Below are 17,246 nucleotides of genomic sequence, written 5' to 3' on the forward strand. Positions count from 1 at the left end.
AGGTCTAGCTTTCTCGTTTTGCGATTTCTTCGCCGGTTAGTGCGCGCGCAATCGCGTCCGCTTCGTCTACGCTATCTAGTGTGATCGTGGCATTTTGCAGCCCCTCGTTGGACAACATCACGTCAACCACACGATCAACGATACGCGCCATATCGGTGAAACTGCACGCGCCTGCAAGGAACCCATCCAACGCGCGCTCCTTGGCCGCGTTGAAAACCGCACCCGTCAGACCTCCCGCCTCCATCACTTTTTGGGCAATCAAAAGGGCTGGATACCGCGCCGCTTCGGGTGCGCGAAAGTTCAGTTGGCCGATCTGCGCGAGGTCGAGACGTTGCACAGGAAGGGCTTTTCGCTTCGGCCAGTTTAACGCAAAGCCAATCGCATGGCGCATGTCATGTGGGCCAACATGGGCCATCAAGGCGCCATCGTTGAAGCCAACAAGCGCGTGGATCAGACTTTCCGGATGAATGATAGTCTCAATTTGGTCAGGCCTAACGCCGAAAAATTCTTTTGTTTCAATCAATTCCATCGCTTTGTTAAACATGGATGCGGAATCAATCGTGATACGTTGCCCCATGTCCCAGTTCGGATGATTTGATGCTTCGTCCACTGTGACGTGGTCCAAGGCAGACAAAGGGTGGTCGCGAAACGCGCCGCCGCTGGCCGTGATAATGATGCGTTCCACCGAGGACATGTCTTCGCCGACCAACGCTTGAAACACCGCCGAATGCTCTGAATCAACTGGAAGAACTGTGGACCCTAACCGTTTGGCTTCGCTCATTAAAAGCGGGCCAGCAGTGACCAAAGATTCCTTATTAGCCAGTGCCAAAACTGTGCCATGCTTCAGGGCTTCCAATCCCGGTCGCAGGCCCGCGGCGCCAACTATAGCCGACATAATCCAATCGGCAGGACGCGCCGCCGCTTCGATCAAGGCGCCGTCACCTGCCGCAGCTTCGACGCCAGATCCTGCCAACCCGTCACGCAATTCTACTAGCCGTGCGGGATCAGATGTAACGGCAACTTCGGCCCGTAACGCCTTGGCGTCTTTAATTAATTGCGGGATATTCTGTGACCCTGTCAGGGCCACGACATGATAGTCATCTCTACTGCGGCGGATCAGATCAACCGTGTTTTGACCAATCGATCCCGTCGCCCCGAAAATACTGATCCGCCTCAAAAGGCGACGCCTGGCACATCAAAAACGCTCGCGAAAAGAAGCATAAACAAGGACGCACCAAGCAGCGCATCAAAGCGATCAAACAAGCCACCATGCCCTGGAATAAGGGTCGAGCTGTCTTTCACACCTTGGCGTCGTTTTAGCGCACTTTCCGCGATATCACCCATTTGACCCGCAAAGCTCATCACGACGGACAGCAGGATAATGGTCCAGCTTGCATCCGTGAGCATGACAAAAGTAACTCCGACAAGTGCTGCGCCAATCCAGCCACCAATCGTGCCGCTCCATGTTTTTTTGGGGCTGATCGAGGGCCAGAATTTCGGCCCACCAATCGACTTACCCACAAAATATCCCGCAATATCAGTCACAACAACAATACTGACGAGCCAGATCAACCACGTGAATCCGAAATCAATCCGGAAATGTACAAGTCCGTAACCAGCAATTTGCACGCCCAAGGAGAAAATGAAAAACGTGATGCGTTCGCGTTTTAGCACAGCCGCGCCAATGATCGGCACCACAAGGAAAAGCACCAGAAATTCATAGTTCTGCGCGCCGCCAAAGACCTGCGCAGACAAGATTGACGCAACAGCAGCGGCCAACAACATGCCAGAGGTCGGCGATGCCCCACGGATCATGATCCAGCATTCCCAGACCATCACAGCGGTCACAAAAATGGCAAGCATCTGGAACCAGACCCCACCGACAATAATCGCACCAATGCCGATGACAGCCATCCACGCGCCCGACGTCAGGCGCACTTTCAGATCATCCCAATCAGCAGCCATATTAGACCTTTACCGCGCCAAAGCGGCGGTCGCGCGCCTTAAAACCAGTCAGGACCTTGGCGAAAACCTCCGGCGTGAAGTCCGGCCAAAGTGTGTCGATAAATTCATATTCCGCGTAGGCCGATTGCCAAAGCAAGAAATTCGAAATCCGTGCTTCGCCGCTGGTGCGGATCACCAAATCGGGGTCGGGTAAAAAACACGTGTCGAGGTATTTTGGCAAGGTTTCATCGCCAACATCAGCAGGCATAAGCTTACCCGCAGCCACATCAAGGGCCAAACGCCGCGCGGCACGCGTAACTTCATCGCGGCCACCATAGTTAAGCGCCACCGTAAGGTGCACACGGTCGTTTTGCGATGTCAGCAGTTCCAGCTCATCCATCAGGCGCACAAGTTTGTCGTCCAGCCGCACGCGGTCACCGATAAAACGCACGCGAACGCCATTGGCCAATAAATCACGTGCTTCGCGCTGAATATAACGGCGGAACAATTTCATTAGACCGGCAACTTCGGTCTGGGTCCGTTTCCAATTTTCGGTCGAAAACGCGAAGACTGTCAGGTATTTAACGCCCTCAGCCGGGCACGCCTCAACGATTTCACGCACACGGCGCGCGCCCGCATGATGGCCAAACAAACGCGGCCGATTGCGCATCTGCGCCCAGCGACCATTGCCATCCATTATAATTGCGACGTGATTTGGTCCGACGCTGCTGTCTTTGGCCATATTTGCGGCCCCCGTTCTACTCATTCACGCCCCGAAACACAGGGGCTTTGGTCCGGCCCGCGATTGCGGATCAGACTTGCATGATCTCCGCCTGCTTGATCTCAAGCTGGTCATCAACACGCTTAATATAGTCGTTGGTCATTTCCTGAACGGCGCCTTCCCAAAACTTCTGGTCGTCCTCCGACATGCCATCGTTCTTGGCTTTCTTGACCTGATCCATTCCGTCACGGCGCACATTGCGGATCGAGACCCGCCCGTTTTCAGCGTAGGTACCGGCAACTTTGGTCAGCTGCGTGCGGCGTTCTTCGTTTAATTCGGGGATTGGCAACATAATGATCGTGCCGTTGAGCTGTGGATTAATCCCAAGGCCGCTTTCGCGGATGGCCTTTTCAACCTTACTTACAAGACCTTTGTCCCAAACATTGACTGTGACCATGCGCGATTCCGGCACGTTGACGGTGCCGACCTGGTTGATCGGGGTCTGTGAGCCATAAGCGTCGACCATGATCGGCTCCAGAATCGATGCGGATGCACGTCCGGTTCGAAGGGACGCGAATTCAACGCGTAAATTGGCAATTGCTCCGTCCATGCGGCGGGTCAAATCGTCGGTATCAAGGATGAAATCATCTGACATATGTGCTGCTCTTTTCGAATTGTTTTGTTTAATATACCGTTATCGGCACGCATTTGTATACAACGCCTGTGCACGAGGTGCACAAGTTCGCCGATTTTGGGTCAATTCAGGCGACCACTGTCGTCGATGTGCCTGTTCCGTCAAGGATCGCGCGGAACCCTCCTGGTTCATCAAGACTGAAGACGATGATTGGCAGGCTGTTTTCACGTGCCAACGCAATCGCGCTGGCGTCCATCACGCCAAGGTGCTGGGCCAACACTTCGTCATAGGTGATTGTCTCATAGCGTTTGGCATCGTCGTGTTTATTGGGGTCTTTGTCATAAACCCCGTCAACTTTGGTGCCCTTGAAGATCGCCTCGCAGGCCATTTCTGACGCCCGCAGCGTCGCGGCTGTGTCTGTGGTGAAATACGGGTTGCCTGTTCCGGCGGCAAAAATGCAGATCCGCTTCTTTTCCAAATGGCGTACAGCACGCCGGCGAATGTAGGGTTCGGCGACTTCGTTCATTGTGATTGCAGAAATAACACGGGTGTGAATTTTAAGCCCTTCGAGGGCGGCCTGCATTGCCAGTGCATTCATCACCGTCGCCAGCATGCCCATATAGTCCGCCGTGGTGCGTTCCATTCCCTGCGCGGATCCTTGCAGCCCGCGGAAAATGTTGCCACCTCCGATGACCATGCAGATTTCAACACCCATTTCTTGGACTGATTGAACTTCACGCGCAATGCGCTCGACAGTTGGCGGATGTAGACCATATCCTTGATCGCCCATCAGGGCCTCACCGGAAATCTTCAGCATGACCCTTTTATACACGACTTTTTCGGGTTCAGGCATGACGGGCTCCAGTGCTACTTTGCGTTCGGCGTAAAATGTCGCAAAAGGGGCTTGGGTGCAACGTCAAATGGGGCGTTGTGCAATAGGACAACCGATGATTGAACTCTCGCAAATCCACCCCGACAAGCCGGTGCTGATCTATGGGCCGACCGCGTCGGGCAAATCCGGTCTGGCTTTGGAGATTGCGCGACGCCAAGGCGGTGTAATCGTTAACGCCGATGCGTTGCAGGCTTATCAGGGCTGGCCGATCTTGACCGCTCAACCAAGTGCCGCGGATTTGGACCGCGCGCCGCATCACCTTTATGGTCACCTTGCGTTTGATGCGCCCTATTCTGTTGGCGATTGGCTACGCGATGTCGCGCCGTTTCTGAAACGGCCATATAAAACGGGGGCGCGGCCAATCATTGTTGGTGGCACCGGGCTTTACTTTACTGCCCTGACCGAAGGGCTGGCCGAAATCCCGCCAACCCCTGCCGGTATCAGGGCCAAAGCTGATGCAATTCCCCTGCCCGATCTGGTATCCGCACTCGATCCTGCGACCGCAGCTGGCCTTGATCTGAACAATCGCGCCCGCGTGCAGCGCGCGTGGGAGGTGCAGCAAACGACTGGACGTTCTATTCGCGACTGGCAAGATGCGACACCGCCGTCGCTATTGGCGCTGGAGGAGTGTACCGCGCTTGCGTTGATGCCCGACGTGGAGTGGCTGAACGCGCGAATCCAAACGCGGTACGCCATAATGATGGACGCTGGCGCCATGGCCGAGGCCAAAGCAATGGTGCCAAACTGGGACCAGACCGCACCATCGTCCAAAGCCATAGGCGCAGCAGAAATGATCCAACTGATCGGGGGAGATATCACCCCTGATTCGGCACGCGAGGCGATCATCATTGCAACACGGCAATACGCCAAACGACAACGCACATGGCTGCGGTCCCGTATGAAGCGCTGGCAGACCGTTGCGCTACCAAATGTGGATGATGTCATTTTATCCACATAAATTTGGTTGATTAAAGTATAAATTCCAGAGAAATTGTCTAAATCGAACAGCAATCAGGAATTGAACGCCAATGATGAGTGACCCGCAAAACCGCCTCGCGTTGACATCGATCGGCCAGAACGCGGGTCAGGGTCGCTGGCGCACCGAGACGATGCGCTCTCATACATCGCCACGCCTTATTTTTGTTGGGCGCGGTCAAGGGCGAATCACCGTGTCCGGTCTGACCAGCGGCTACGGCGCCAGCAACCTGATCTATATCCCCGCCGGAACCATGTATGGTTTCGAGGTTGGCCAGACCGTGTTTGGCGTAATGCTGACAATCCCGTCCGCCATGGCAACCGAATGGCCGATGGTTCCAGTTCATCTGCGCCTGCGAGATGTTGTCGTTCAAAAAGAACTGGCCGGACAGATGGATGCCTTGGAACGCGAATTGAAGTCGACCCAGTTGGGCCAGTCCCGCGCCGCCCATTACCACCTCGGCCTTCTGTCGATCTTCTTTGAACGTCAATTGGCGCAACGCCCTGAAACGCCGGCGGATGCCCGCGTCAATACCGCCGCTGCCCGATTGGTGGCGGCCTATACTGACCTAATTGAACGCGACTACCACCAAAATGCGGGTGTCGCGGATTATGCCGCCAATCTTGGTGTCACCCCGACCCACCTTGCGCGCTGTTGCAAGCAGACCAGCGGAAAATCTGCACTGTCCCTTCTGAATGACCGAATCCTGTTTGAGGCGCGGGTGATGCTGCGCGACAGCAAAACGCCCGTGCGACAGATCGCAGGGGATCTTGGCTTTGGGTCTGCCGCCTACTTTTCCCGCGCATTTCAAGCCCATACAGGTTTGACACCGTCGCAGTTTCGCAAAAAAGGCCCCCTTGTTGAGGCCTGAAACCTCTTTTTATTGGCTGTTTACGCTGCAACGCAGAAACGTAGGCATTTGCCTTACAGGCAATTTACGACGACGAAAACGTCGCAAATGTGATATCACTTGCCGATTACAGCCGTTGACCGCAGGGTAGAAACCCTGCCCTAATGTAATTTCTCGTGGGGGGCGCAAACGGCGTTCGCCGCCAATGCCAAACACCCCGCTAGTAATAAAACGTGTCATCAGGGAGAACACGAATGACCAATAAAACACTCACAGGCGCACCGCTACATCCTGCAGTCGGCATCTATGTGAAAGACGCCAACGCCGGCAAACTCAGCCGTCGCGAATTCATCACACGCACGACTGCACTGGGCGTTACGTCCGCAGCTGCATATGGCCTTTTGGGTCTGACCCAACCCGCCGCCGCCGCTGGCCACGCCCAACAGGGCGGCACATTGCGCGTCTCGATGTCCGTCTATGCGTTGAAAGATCCGCGCACATATGACTGGACCGAAATCGCACATGTTTCCTCGGGTTGGCTGGAATACCTCGTTGAATACAACTCCGACGGTTCGTTCGAGCCAATGTTGTTGTCCAGCTGGGAAGTCAGCGCTGACGCGAAGACCTACACATTGAACGTCCGCAGCGGCGTTAAGTGGAACAATGGCGACGATTTCACTGCTGAAGATGTTGCACGCAACATCGCAGGTTGGTGTGACAAGGCTGTTGAAGGTAACTCTATGGCCGGTCGTATGGCCGTCCTGGTTGATGCTGATTCCGGTCAGGCTATCGAAGGCGCCATAGAAGTTGTTGATGCTCTGACAGTAAAGTTGAACCTGCCAGCACCAGACATCTCACTGATTGCGGGCATGTCAGATTACCCGGCTGCCGTTACCCACGCAACCAATAACGTCGAAGACATGATGTCCACACCGATCGGCACTGGGCCTTACCTGCCTGAGCAAGTCGACGCGGGTATCAAAGCCGTCAACGTTCGCAACGAAGGCCATGAATGGTGGGGCTACGCGGAAGGCAAAGGCGCTTATCTGGATCGCATCGAATTCATCGATTACGGCACCGACCCGTCCTCGACTGCGGCCGCTGTTGCATCTGATGAAATCGACATGATCTATGAAACTATCAGCGACTTCGTTGACGTCATCGACGGTCTGGGCTGGGAGCGCTCAGAGATCGCATCTGCAGCGACGATCGTTGTTCGTCCCAACCAGCTTGCCGAAGTCGGCGGGATGAAACCCTACGAGGACGTGCGCGTGCGCAAAGCCATCGCCATGGCCGTCAGCAATGACATCTGCCTTGAGCTTGGGTACGGTGGTCGCGGTGCTGCTGCACGCAACCAGCACGTGGGTCCGATGCACCCTGAATGGGCTGACGTTCCAGGCACCCCTTATGATCCAGAAGGTGCGCTTGCGTTGCTGACCGAAGCAGGCATGCAGGACTATGAATTCGATCTGATTTCGATTGATGACAGCTGGCTGCGCAACACGAATGACGCTGTCGCCGCACAGATGCGCGATGCAGGGTTCAACGTGAAGCGCACAATCATTCCAGGCTCTACGTTCTGGAACGACTGGACGAAATATCCGTTCTCCTCGACCAACTGGAACCACCGCCCACTTGGCGTCCAGATCCTTGGTCTGGCCTATCGTTCCGGTGAAGCGTGGAACGAAGCCGGTTTCGCGAATGCAGAGTTTGATGATCTGTTGAATCAGGCCAACGCAATTGCCGACGCTGACGCGCGCTCTGAAATAATGGCCAAATTGCAGACGATCATGGTTGACGAAGGCGTGACGATCCAGCCGTACTGGCGCTCGATCTATCGCCATGCCCGTCCGGGTTTGGTCGGCTGGGATATGCACATCGCGTACCTGCCACAGTACTACAAGATAGGCTTCGCAGCCTAAACACGACGACTTAGAGGGCCGCCCGATCACTCGGGCGGCCCTTTCCGCATACTGAATAGCAAAGACTGCGCGGCACGAACCGCGCGGCATAGCCAACAGGGACTTCTATGGGATTGTTTATTCTGCGCCGCCTCGGATTGATGATACTTACGGCGTTGTGCCTAACCTTCATCGTCTTTTGGCTTACCAACCTTTTGCCGAACCTCGAAAAACTCGCCAAAACCCAAGGCAACGCCCGCATGTCGGACGAAGCCGTGGTAAGCTGGCTTGAGAACCGTGGATACGGGCAGCCCACATTGATCAAATACGGTGAATGGCTCGGCGTGTTGCCCGGCTACGTGATCGAAGGTCAGGATGGTACCGTGCGTGCACGCTGTGCTCCGGTAGGTGCCGAGGTCGATGATACCACACCCGCATTCTGCGGCGTGCTTCAAGGTGACTGGGGACAATCCACAGTCTTTAGGAACCCTGTCAGCGAAATTATTGCCACACGGCTTGGCCTGACGGGTAAGTTGATGGGCTTTGTTTTGCTTCTCATGATCCCGGGCGCACTGATTATTGGTGTGCTGGCGGGGATGCGTGAAGGGTCACGGCTTGATCGTGGTCTGTCAACGGTATCTATCATGTCGACGGCGACGCCTGAATATGTGTCCGGTGTTGTTCTGATCGCTGTTTTTGCCACCCCGACGTTCGGGATGCAATTTTTCAAAGGCACCGCGACAAGCGCCATGGACAATGCAACCTTCGAGAATTTCCTTTTGCCTGTCGTGACAATCGCGCTTTATGGCATGGGCTATATCGCCCGTATGACCCGCGCATCCATGACCGAAGTGATGACCGCGCAATACGTCCGCACCGCCCGCCTTAAGGGTGTGAGCTTTACCAACATTGTCATGAAACACGCCCTGCGCAACGCATTGATCGCGCCGTTTACGGTCATCATGTTGCAAGTGCCATGGCTGCTCAACGGCGTTGTGATTGTTGAAACCTTGTTTAACTACAAGGGCTTCGGCTGGACGCTTGTACAGGCGGCCTCGAACAATGACATCGAATTGCTTTTAGGCGTCTCGGTGGTCTCGGTGTTTGTGGTGCTCTTCACGCAGCTGATATCTGACGTCGGCTATGTGTTCTTAAACCCACGCATTCGCATCTCTTAAAGGAGCCAGACTATGGAAGAACTGTCTTGGACCGGCTCCTTCGGGAGCACCCTCATCCCCGCCATCACAATCGCATCTGCGGTGTTTTTGGCTGGCGTCATTTTGCAACTCATCATGGACTTCTTTGCGCCCGAGGTGAAGTTGCAAGCCAATACCGACGGCACTCTACAATCGCGCGGCGGCCTGCTTGGGCAACTTGAAAAGATCAACGGTCAGGTGTTTGGGCTGATCGTTCTGCTTGGTGCTGCGATCATCGTTGTGTCGTGGTTCATGCCCTACGGCAAAGCCGGTATTCTGGGCGAGATTTCAAAACGGTTCCTGCCCGTCTGGATCGCTCTGATCGTGACCTTCGCGGCTTCGATCACGTTCAAACGCAAACTCGGCCTTTACGGAAAACTGTTCGACTCAACCATCGGCATGATCGGCTTTGCGCTGGTGATGTTCTGGGTGTTCACGGCCATTTTCGTCGGGCTGTTCGACCTGATCGCAACCTTTGATCCTGTGTCCCAACCCACCGACTTGCAGATCGCACGGTCCTTGAAGAACGGCGTGCCGGGATTGTTGTACGGCGAAGGTCTGGGCAATGGCGACGCGGCCTATGCACACTACCTGCTGGGCGGCGACAACCTTGCACGCGACATCTTTAGCCGCATGGTCCACGGGTCCGTCATCGTGATGATCATCGCACCGCTAGCCACCGTCTTTGCCTTTATGGTCGGGATCACCTTGGGCCTGCCCGCTGGCTATCATGGCGGAAAACTCGACACGGTGTTGTCGTTCGTTGCCAACCTGATCCTCGCCTTCCCAGTCATCTTGCTGTTCTACCTGCTGGTGACACCGGAAATTGTCGCGACGGGTTTGCCGAACTTCATGGGCGCGTTTCTGTTCATATTTCCGCTGATCTTTTGCGGTGTGCTGATCAATTCGCGCTACAAAACCCAAGGCAGCAAAAACACTTTGTATCTGGCCGTCGTCTTGGTTCCACTGGTGCTGATCTATCTCATGGTCATCAGCGACACCGCGAGCCCGCTGGTCGTCTGGCCACCAGCGCTCGATTTCATCACCATCCCAAGCGGCATCCTTGTGGTGTTCGTGTCAGTGGTCTTTGTGAACTCACCAACAGTGTTTCGTATCGTGCGCGGATTGGCACTCGACATCAAAACCCGCGACTACGTGGCGGCGGCGCAAACGCGCGGCGAAGGCACGTGGTACATCATGCTGTGGGAAATTTTGCCCAACGCACGTGGCCCGCTGATCGTCGATTTCTGTCTGCGCATCGGCTACACCACTATTCTGCTTGGCACATTGGGCTTCTTTGGCCTTGGCCTGCCACCTGAAAGCCCCGACTGGGGCAGCACGATCAATGAGGGTCGCAAACTGCTGCTGATCTACGCGCACCCTGCCCTGCCACCTGCGATGGCGCTGCTGTCGCTGGTACTCGGTCTCAACCTTCTCGCAGACGGTCTGCGTGAAGAAAGCTTGAAGGATTAAGCCCATGGAAAAGACATCCCCTGAGGAAAGCTATTCCGGCCCGATCCTTGAGATCGACAGGCTCTCGATCAGCTTCTTTACCCGCCTGCGCGAGATCCCTGCGGTGATGAACTTTTCGGCCTCGCTGCAACCCGGTGAAGCGCTGGGTATTGTTGGCGAATCCGGTTGTGGCAAATCCACCGTTGCGCTGGGGGTCATGCAAGACCTCGGCGTTAACGGCCGCATTGTTGGCGGATCAATCAAGTTCAAGGGCCGGGAGATGAACACCATGACGCGCGAAGAATTGCGCGACATTCGTGGGTCTGAAATCGCGATGATCTACCAAGAACCCATGGCGTCGCTCAACCCCGCCATGCGGATCGGCAAACAGCTGATGGAAGTCCCGATGATACACGAAGGCGTCTCCAAAGACGTGGCCTACGCCCGTGCGCTCGAAGTCGTGACGGACGTGAAACTGCCCGACCCCGAACGCATGCTGAACTCGTTCCCGCACCAATTGTCCGGCGGACAACAACAGCGCATCGTGATCGCGATGGCCCTGATGTCAAAGCCGTCACTGTTGATTTTGGATGAACCGACAACCGCGCTTGACGTGACGGTCGAGGCTGCCGTTGTCGAATTGGTCAAAGACCTTGGCAAAAAGTACGGCACGTCGATGCTGTTTATCAGCCATAACCTCGGCCTTGTGCTGGAAACCTGTGATCGGATTTGCGTCATGTATTCCGGCGAAGCGGTTGAACGCGGCACAATTGAAGGCGTGTTTGATGAAATGCGCCATCCTTATACACAGGCGCTGTTCCGCTCGATCCCATTGCCCGGGGCCGACAAAAACGCGCGGCCCTTGGTGGCCATTCCGGGCAATTTCCCACTGCCCCATGAACGCCCGAACGGGTGTAATTTCGGCCCACGCTGCGATTATTTTGAGGCCGGGCGCTGCGATCAAGGCCATATCTTCATGGAAGACGCAGGGCTAGATCACGAGACCCGATGTCTGCGCCAGGCGGAAATTGACTGGAACGCGCCGCTTGTCGCCGGTGCCCAAACAGAAAAACCTGCCCCCGGGCGTGTGGTTATAAAAATGGACAACCTGAAAAAATACTACGAGGTCGCGGCATCCGCCCTGTTCTCGGGCGGCAGCACGAAGGTTGTTAAGGCCAACGAAACCCTAACGTTTGAAGCACGTGAATCCGAAACGCTGGCCATTGTTGGTGAATCCGGCTGCGGTAAATCGACCTTCGCCAAAGTTCTTATGGGGCTTGAAACGGCGACGTCTGGCGAAATCTTGCTCGATAACAAAAGCATCGGCGATATCCCGATTGAAAAGCGCGACACCAAAACGATTGCTGACGTGCAGATGGTGTTCCAAAATCCGTTCGACACACTGAACCCGTCGATGACGGTCGGGCGTCAAATTATGCGCGCGCTTGAGATTTTCAAGATCGGGAAAAATGATGGCGAACGCCGTGCCCGCATGCTCGAATTGCTTGATCTGGTGAAACTGCCGCGCGAATTTGCTGGCCGTATGCCACGTCAATTGTCGGGTGGTCAGAAACAACGTGTCGGTATCGCGCGCGCCTTTGCAGGTGATGCGCGGATCGTGGTTGCGGACGAACCTGTGTCAGCGCTTGATGTGTCCGTGCAGGCCGCTGTGACCGACCTGTTGATGGAAATTCAGCGGGAACATAAAACCACGCTGCTGTTCATCAGCCACGACCTGAGCATCGTGCGCTATCTGTCTGATCGCGTTATGGTAATGTACCTTGGGCACGTGGTCGAAATGGGCACGACAGATCAGGTCTTCAGCCCACCGTACCACCCCTATACCGAAGCATTGCTGTCGGCCGTGCCTATTGCGGACACCAAGATCAAGAAAAAGCACATCGTGCTTGAAGGCGACATTCCGTCGGCGATGAACCCACCACCCGGTTGCCCGTTCCAGACGCGATGCAACTGGAAAGACAAAGCCGGTCGCACCAAGTGCGAAACCGAGGTGCCGATTGTGCGGACTCTGGGCAATGGCCACCAGATAAAATGCCACCTCAGTGATGCAGATATGGCAGAAATGGAGCAGGTTATTCAGATGGCCGCAGAATAATTATCTTGCGTTACCAATACCTAAGGCGCCACTGTTGATGTGGCGCCTTAGGATTCAGGATGCCTTAACTTCTGAGTGTGGACGCATTTGAGCAAGCTCAAACGCTGCCTCACACCAGTTTAAAACGCTGCGCGTTTTTAACTGCCCCAAATGACCCTGACGTAATTGCGGGTCTCGCGATAAGGCGGAACGCCACCATGTTGCTGCACCGCACCGGGTCCGGCATTGTAGGCCGCCAGCGCCAAACGCCACGATCCAAATTCGTCATATTGTTTTCGCAGATACCGCGCCCCACCGTCGAGGTTTTGATAGGGATCACGGGCATTTACCCGCAGGTATCGTGCGGTTCCGGGCATCAGTTGCGCCAGCCCCATCGCCCCCGCTGATGACACCGCATTCGGGTTCCATGCACTTTCTTGTTGGACCAATCGCAGGAACAAATCTTCGGGCACATTATTACGACGCGCCGCTGACTTCGCCATGTCTAGAAATTGTCCGCGGTAGTTGCCGCTGTATTGCGGACCGGTGTCTCCCGCGGATGGAATGTCGACACGTGGCGGCTGCAAGCGGATCGAATTGGCGTATTGCGACGACGCGCGACCGTCCAAACATCAAGTTGTGAGCTAAAAAGCGTCGTGCGATTGCGGGTCGACAGGCTATCCGCCGCCAGAGGCATACTGGACACCACCATGGCAAATCCGGCCAAAATTCCCAACACTCGCATGAAATAGCCCCCACGTTTCGGAAAACTTATACCAGTGGCCATAATATCTGACTCATTTTTTTGGTTTTAATTTTTGGCAAACTCTGAATCAATGACCTCCATAGATTGGGAGGTGCTCATGGGTGGAGCCATAAAAATTACGCGCACGGATATGTCTGCGAAAGATTTGCGCCGTGCGGCAAAGCGAACCAAGGATGGGCGGGTTGTACGGCGACTACTGGCCATAGCGCTGGTGCTTGATGGGGTGGATCGTGAAACGGCTGCCCGCAGCAGTGGTATGGATCGACAAACACTTCGGGATTGGGCGCATCGCTTTAACGCAGAAGGCATTGAGGGGTTATCGGATCGGAATGGCAAGGGGGCAAAACCACGGTTGTCGCCCAGGCAACAGGCGCAATTTGTGGCGTGGGTGGAGGCCGGGCCCGACCCAGTAAAAGATGGCGTAGTACGATGGCGTTGTGTCGACTTGCAGGCTCGTGTTGAAGAGGAGTTCGACGTGAAACTGCATGTGCGTACGATTGGGAAATATCTAACCAAGCATGGCTTTCGCCGCCTGTCTGTGCGTCCAGAGCATCCGAAAACTGATCGCGAAGCGCAGCAGGCTTTTAAAAAAACTTTGCGAGCCTCGTAAACGATACTCTGCCAGAACATGCAAAGGGGAAGCCTCTTGAAGTATGGTTCCAAGATGAAGCCCGCGTTGGACAACAGGGGACACTCACCCGTAAATGGGCCAAGCGTGGAACTCGCCCGCGCGCACCCCGTGATATACGCTTCAAATGGAGTTATATCTTTGGTGCCGCTTGTCCCGCACGTGGTACCGCCGCAGGTCTCGTCCTGCCCTACGTCAACGCCGAGGCTATGGGGCTGCATCTTGATGAGATCGCAAAAGCTGTCGCACCCGGCTCACATGCCTTGCTGATTGTTGATGGGGCGGGGTGGCATGGCGCAAAATGTTTGCAGGTGCCAGATAAAATTACGCTCGTTAAGCTGCCACCGTATTCACCCGAACTGAACCCCATGGAAAACGTCTGGGCTTATCTGCGAGCTAATAAACTCGCAATCACAGTTTTCGACACCTATGACGAAATACTCGACAAATGTGCACAAGCTTGGAACTTCTTTGCGAACGACCCAGAGCGAATAAGTTCAATCACAGATCGAGAATGGGCAAGGGTCACTTAATTCGGCCATTGGTATTAGCCTAAACCAAGCTGCAATTCCATACATTATGGGGTTATTTACCAGTTTCAGGTGAGGTAACAATCTACAACGCAAATCAGATTCTATAGGAGGCTCACCATGGCCGGCTCGCTTAACAAAGTCATGATTATCGGCAATCTGGGTCGTGACCCGGAAGTGCGCAGCTTTCAGAACGGCGGCAAGGTGTGCAACCTGCGCATCGCCACGTCTGAGACTTGGAAAGACAAAAACACCGGTGAGCGGCGCGAGAAGACCGAATGGCATTCCGTTGCGATCTTTCAAGAAGGGTTGGTGCGCGTGGCGGAACAATACCTCAAGAAGGGCTCAACCGTTTATATTGAGGGGAAATTGCAGACCCGCAAATGGCAGGACCAATCCGGCGCTGACAAATATTCGACCGAGATCGTGTTGCAGGGCTATGACGGCGTCATGACGATGATTGGCGGTCGCAATGATGGTGGCTCCGGTGGCGGCGGCGGTGGATATTCCGGCGGCGATCAGGGCGGCGGTTACGGCGGTGGCGACCAAGGCGGTAATAGTGGTGGTTACGGTGGCGGCGATCAGGGCGGTAATAGTGGTGGTTACGGTGGTGGCGATCAGGGCGGTAGCCAAGGTGGCGGCGGTGGCAGCAGCGACATGGATGATGAAATCCCGTTCTAAAGACCCCCAACGACACAAATATATTTGAAACCCGCGTCGCCCTTGGCTGTCGCGGGTTTCTTCGTTTGCGGTTTCTAGTTTAGCGGCGCGTGGTTTAGCGGGTAGCCAAAGCGTCGCGCAGCACCGACAGCACAGTATCGGCGGGGACGTCTGCTGTCATGAACGCGTCGCCGATTCCACGGGCCAGAATGAACCGCAGCTGACCATCGACAACTTTTTTATCCTGCCCCATCAACGCCAACAGCGCGTCGGCATCCGGCAGGGCGCCATTGATGTCGGCCAGATCAGTCTTCATGCCCATATCTTTGAGGTGGGCACGCACGCGGCTGGGGTCTTCTTGACTGCACAGACCCATCCGCGCTGACACTTCAAACGCAAGGGCGCAGCCAATCGCCACGCCTTCGCCGTGCAAAAGCCGATCACCATATCCTGTCGCGGCCTCAAGCGCGTGACAGAATGTGTGGCCGAGGTTGAGAAGCGCGCGGTCGCCCTGTTCGGTTTCATCGCGTTCCACGATACGGGCTTTCATTTCAACGGATCGCTTGACCGCCCTGACCCGCGCCGCAACAATCTTATCCGCGGATAAGGTGTTCGTTAACAAAGGCTTAAGGTTTTTACCCTCAATTTCAAGCCATTCAAAAAACGCGACGTCCCCCAACAGGCCATATTTTACGACTTCGCCGTAGCCCGACAAAAAGTCCCGCGTCGTGAGCGTGTCGAGCAAGGACGTGTCGGCCAGAACCAACGTCGGCTGATGAAATGCGCCGATCAGGTTTTTTCCGTTTGGCGAATTGATCCCAGTTTTGCCGCCCACAGAGCTATCGACCTGTGCGAGCAGCGACGTCGGTATCTGCACGAACCGCACGCCGCGCCGCACTGTGGCGGCCGCAAAGCCCACCAAATCGCCAATCACCCCGCCCCCAAAGGCCACCACGACATCGCCGCGTTCTACCTTTTGGGACAGGAGCCATTCAACAGTTTGTTTAAGAAACGGCCAGCTTTTGGTACCTTCGCCCGCAGGCAGCACGAGAGCGTCACAGGCAATTCCTGAAGCAGCAAGCCCAGACTTCAGCGCGTCAAGATGCAGGGCCGCGACGTTTTCTTCGGTCACGATCACCACGCGTGGGCGTTTCAGGAATGGCATTATCCGTTCGCCGGCCTGCGCCAGCAATCGCGGCCCGATCACCACGTCATAGGCACGACCGGGGAGATCAACATGGATGGTTTCAATCATGTCACAGGCTCCAGCACGTCCGCACGGGTGGCCAGCACGCGCAGCACCTCGACAGTCATCTCATCAATGGAAAATTCAGGCTTCGCTTCGACGCGTAGATCGGCCATTTGATAAATCGGCGCGCGATCTTTGAAAATTTCGCCTAGGGTTTTGCGTGGATCAGGCGTGCGTAAAAGCGGACGCGTGTCCTTGTGTTGAACCCTCTCCCAGAGAAGATCAAGATCGGCGTCCAACCACACCGCTACGCCGTGCTTGGAAATTGCAGCACGGTTGCGCTCTGCCAGATAGGCGCCGCCACCTGTAGACAACACACAAGGGTCCGATTGCAGCAAACGCGCGATAACTTCAGCCTCGCGGTTGCGAAAAAATGGTTCTCCCGAGCGGGCGAAAATCTCTGCGATGGTGGCATTGGCGGCGGCTTCGATTTCAGCATCAGAATCGACGTAAGGCACACCCAATTTCATCGCCATGGCCCGACCGATGGCAGTTTTGCCCGATCCCATCATGCCCACAAGGACCACAGTGGCGCGCAAATGATACGCTGGCTGGGTTGTTTGAGCGTTCTCAAGGTTGTCCATCGTGGCATTCGTCCCTATTTTTGCCCGCATTCTCAGCCACTTAATGGCTCGACCCTGGCCCAAATAGAGACCAAAATCGGCAGCCCCCCGCCGGTCTAAAAATATTTACGACGTGATGGCGTGATCTTGCAGTGAAGGACATATATAACGAAAGGCAAAGCAGCAACT

Annotated in this window: 15 protein-coding genes and 1 pseudogene; 8 read left to right on the forward strand and 8 right to left on the reverse strand. The window is 55.4% G+C overall.

Translation table 11 applies throughout. The features are described from left to right. Nucleotides 1-4: 4 nt before the first annotated feature. The 5 genes from dxr to pyrH form a co-directional block, all read right to left on the reverse strand. Nucleotides 5-1,177 carry a 1-deoxy-D-xylulose-5-phosphate reductoisomerase gene (dxr, locus tag OA238_RS11865; RefSeq protein WP_015495345.1) on the reverse strand — a complete coding sequence of 391 codons (1,173 nt, stop codon included), beginning with the start codon at nt 1,175-1,177 and terminating at the stop codon, nt 5-7. Next, a complete protein-coding gene (locus OA238_RS11870; protein ID WP_015495346.1) occupies nt 1,174-1,965 on the reverse strand; it encodes a phosphatidate cytidylyltransferase in 792 nt (263 codons plus the stop codon). Before OA238_RS11870 ends, dxr begins: the two co-directional genes overlap by 4 nt. Nucleotide 1,966: 1 nt before the next feature. Continuing rightward, nucleotides 1,967-2,686, reverse strand: coding sequence for a polyprenyl diphosphate synthase (gene uppS, locus OA238_RS11875; protein WP_044036726.1), 720 nt, complete (start codon nt 2,684-2,686; stop codon nt 1,967-1,969). 70 nt (nt 2,687-2,756) lie between these two features. Then, nucleotides 2,757-3,320 carry a ribosome recycling factor gene (frr, locus tag OA238_RS11880; protein WP_015495348.1) on the reverse strand — a complete coding sequence of 188 codons (564 nt, stop codon included), beginning with the start codon at nt 3,318-3,320 and terminating at the stop codon, nt 2,757-2,759. A gap of 106 nt (nt 3,321-3,426) precedes the next feature. Beyond that, nucleotides 3,427-4,152 (reverse strand): UMP kinase, encoded by a 726-nt coding sequence (gene pyrH / locus OA238_RS11885; RefSeq protein ID WP_015495349.1) that lies wholly within the window; start codon nt 4,150-4,152, stop codon nt 3,427-3,429. Nucleotides 4,153-4,246: 94 nt separating this feature from the next. Here pyrH and miaA point away from each other — a divergent pair, with 94 nt between their 5' ends. From miaA to OA238_RS11915, 6 genes are all read left to right on the forward strand, one after another. Continuing rightward, nucleotides 4,247-5,149, forward strand: a complete 903-nt coding sequence (gene miaA / locus OA238_RS11890) for a tRNA (adenosine(37)-N6)-dimethylallyltransferase MiaA (protein ID WP_144055892.1) — start codon at nt 4,247-4,249, stop codon at nt 5,147-5,149. A gap of 70 nt (nt 5,150-5,219) precedes the next feature. Continuing rightward, entirely contained in the window at nt 5,220-6,038 is an 819-nt protein-coding gene (locus OA238_RS11895; protein ID WP_015495351.1) for an AraC family transcriptional regulator, read from the forward strand. A gap of 233 nt (nt 6,039-6,271) precedes the next feature. Then, nucleotides 6,272-7,939 (forward strand): ABC transporter substrate-binding protein, encoded by a 1,668-nt coding sequence (locus OA238_RS11900; RefSeq protein ID WP_015495352.1) that lies wholly within the window; start codon nt 6,272-6,274, stop codon nt 7,937-7,939. A gap of 107 nt (nt 7,940-8,046) precedes the next feature. After that, nucleotides 8,047-9,096 carry an ABC transporter permease gene (locus tag OA238_RS11905; RefSeq protein ID WP_015495353.1) on the forward strand — a complete coding sequence of 350 codons (1,050 nt, stop codon included), beginning with the start codon at nt 8,047-8,049 and terminating at the stop codon, nt 9,094-9,096. A gap of 12 nt (nt 9,097-9,108) precedes the next feature. Then, nucleotides 9,109-10,587 (forward strand): ABC transporter permease, encoded by a 1,479-nt coding sequence (locus OA238_RS11910; protein ID WP_015495354.1) that lies wholly within the window; start codon nt 9,109-9,111, stop codon nt 10,585-10,587. Between the two features lie 4 nt (nt 10,588-10,591). Beyond that, entirely contained in the window at nt 10,592-12,682 is a 2,091-nt protein-coding gene (locus OA238_RS11915) for a dipeptide ABC transporter ATP-binding protein (protein WP_015495355.1), read from the forward strand. Between the two features lie 137 nt (nt 12,683-12,819). Here OA238_RS11915 and OA238_RS11920 read toward each other — a convergent pair. Beyond that, nucleotides 12,820-13,406 (reverse strand): annotated as a pseudogene (locus OA238_RS11920) (lytic transglycosylase domain-containing protein). Nucleotides 13,407-13,524: 118 nt separating this feature from the next. Here OA238_RS11920 and OA238_RS30150 point away from each other — a divergent pair. Further along, a protein-coding gene (locus OA238_RS30150; protein WP_085982757.1) for an IS630 family transposase occupies nt 13,525-14,588 on the forward strand; the annotation gives its coding sequence in 2 pieces (ribosomal slippage) (nt 13,525-14,014 and nt 14,014-14,588; 1,065 coding nt in all). Between the two features lie 117 nt (nt 14,589-14,705). Further along, on the forward strand, nt 14,706-15,266 hold the full coding sequence (ssb, locus tag OA238_RS11935) for a single-stranded DNA-binding protein (RefSeq protein ID WP_015495358.1): 561 nt from the start codon (nt 14,706-14,708) through the stop codon (nt 15,264-15,266). A 94-nt stretch (nt 15,267-15,360) separates the two neighbouring features. Here ssb and aroB read toward each other — a convergent pair whose 3' ends face one another. Continuing rightward, nucleotides 15,361-16,500 carry a 3-dehydroquinate synthase gene (gene aroB / locus OA238_RS11940; RefSeq protein ID WP_015495359.1) on the reverse strand — a complete coding sequence of 380 codons (1,140 nt, stop codon included), beginning with the start codon at nt 16,498-16,500 and terminating at the stop codon, nt 15,361-15,363. Beyond that, nucleotides 16,497-17,078 (reverse strand): shikimate kinase, encoded by a 582-nt coding sequence (locus OA238_RS11945; protein ID WP_015495360.1) that lies wholly within the window; start codon nt 17,076-17,078, stop codon nt 16,497-16,499. The genes aroB and OA238_RS11945 overlap by 4 nt, the downstream gene beginning before the upstream one ends. Between the last annotated feature and the right edge of the window lie 168 nt (nt 17,079-17,246).

Origin of the sequence: Octadecabacter arcticus 238 (genome assembly GCF_000155735.2) — a bacterium.
Classification (GTDB): Bacteria; Pseudomonadota; Alphaproteobacteria; order Rhodobacterales; family Rhodobacteraceae; genus Octadecabacter; species Octadecabacter arcticus.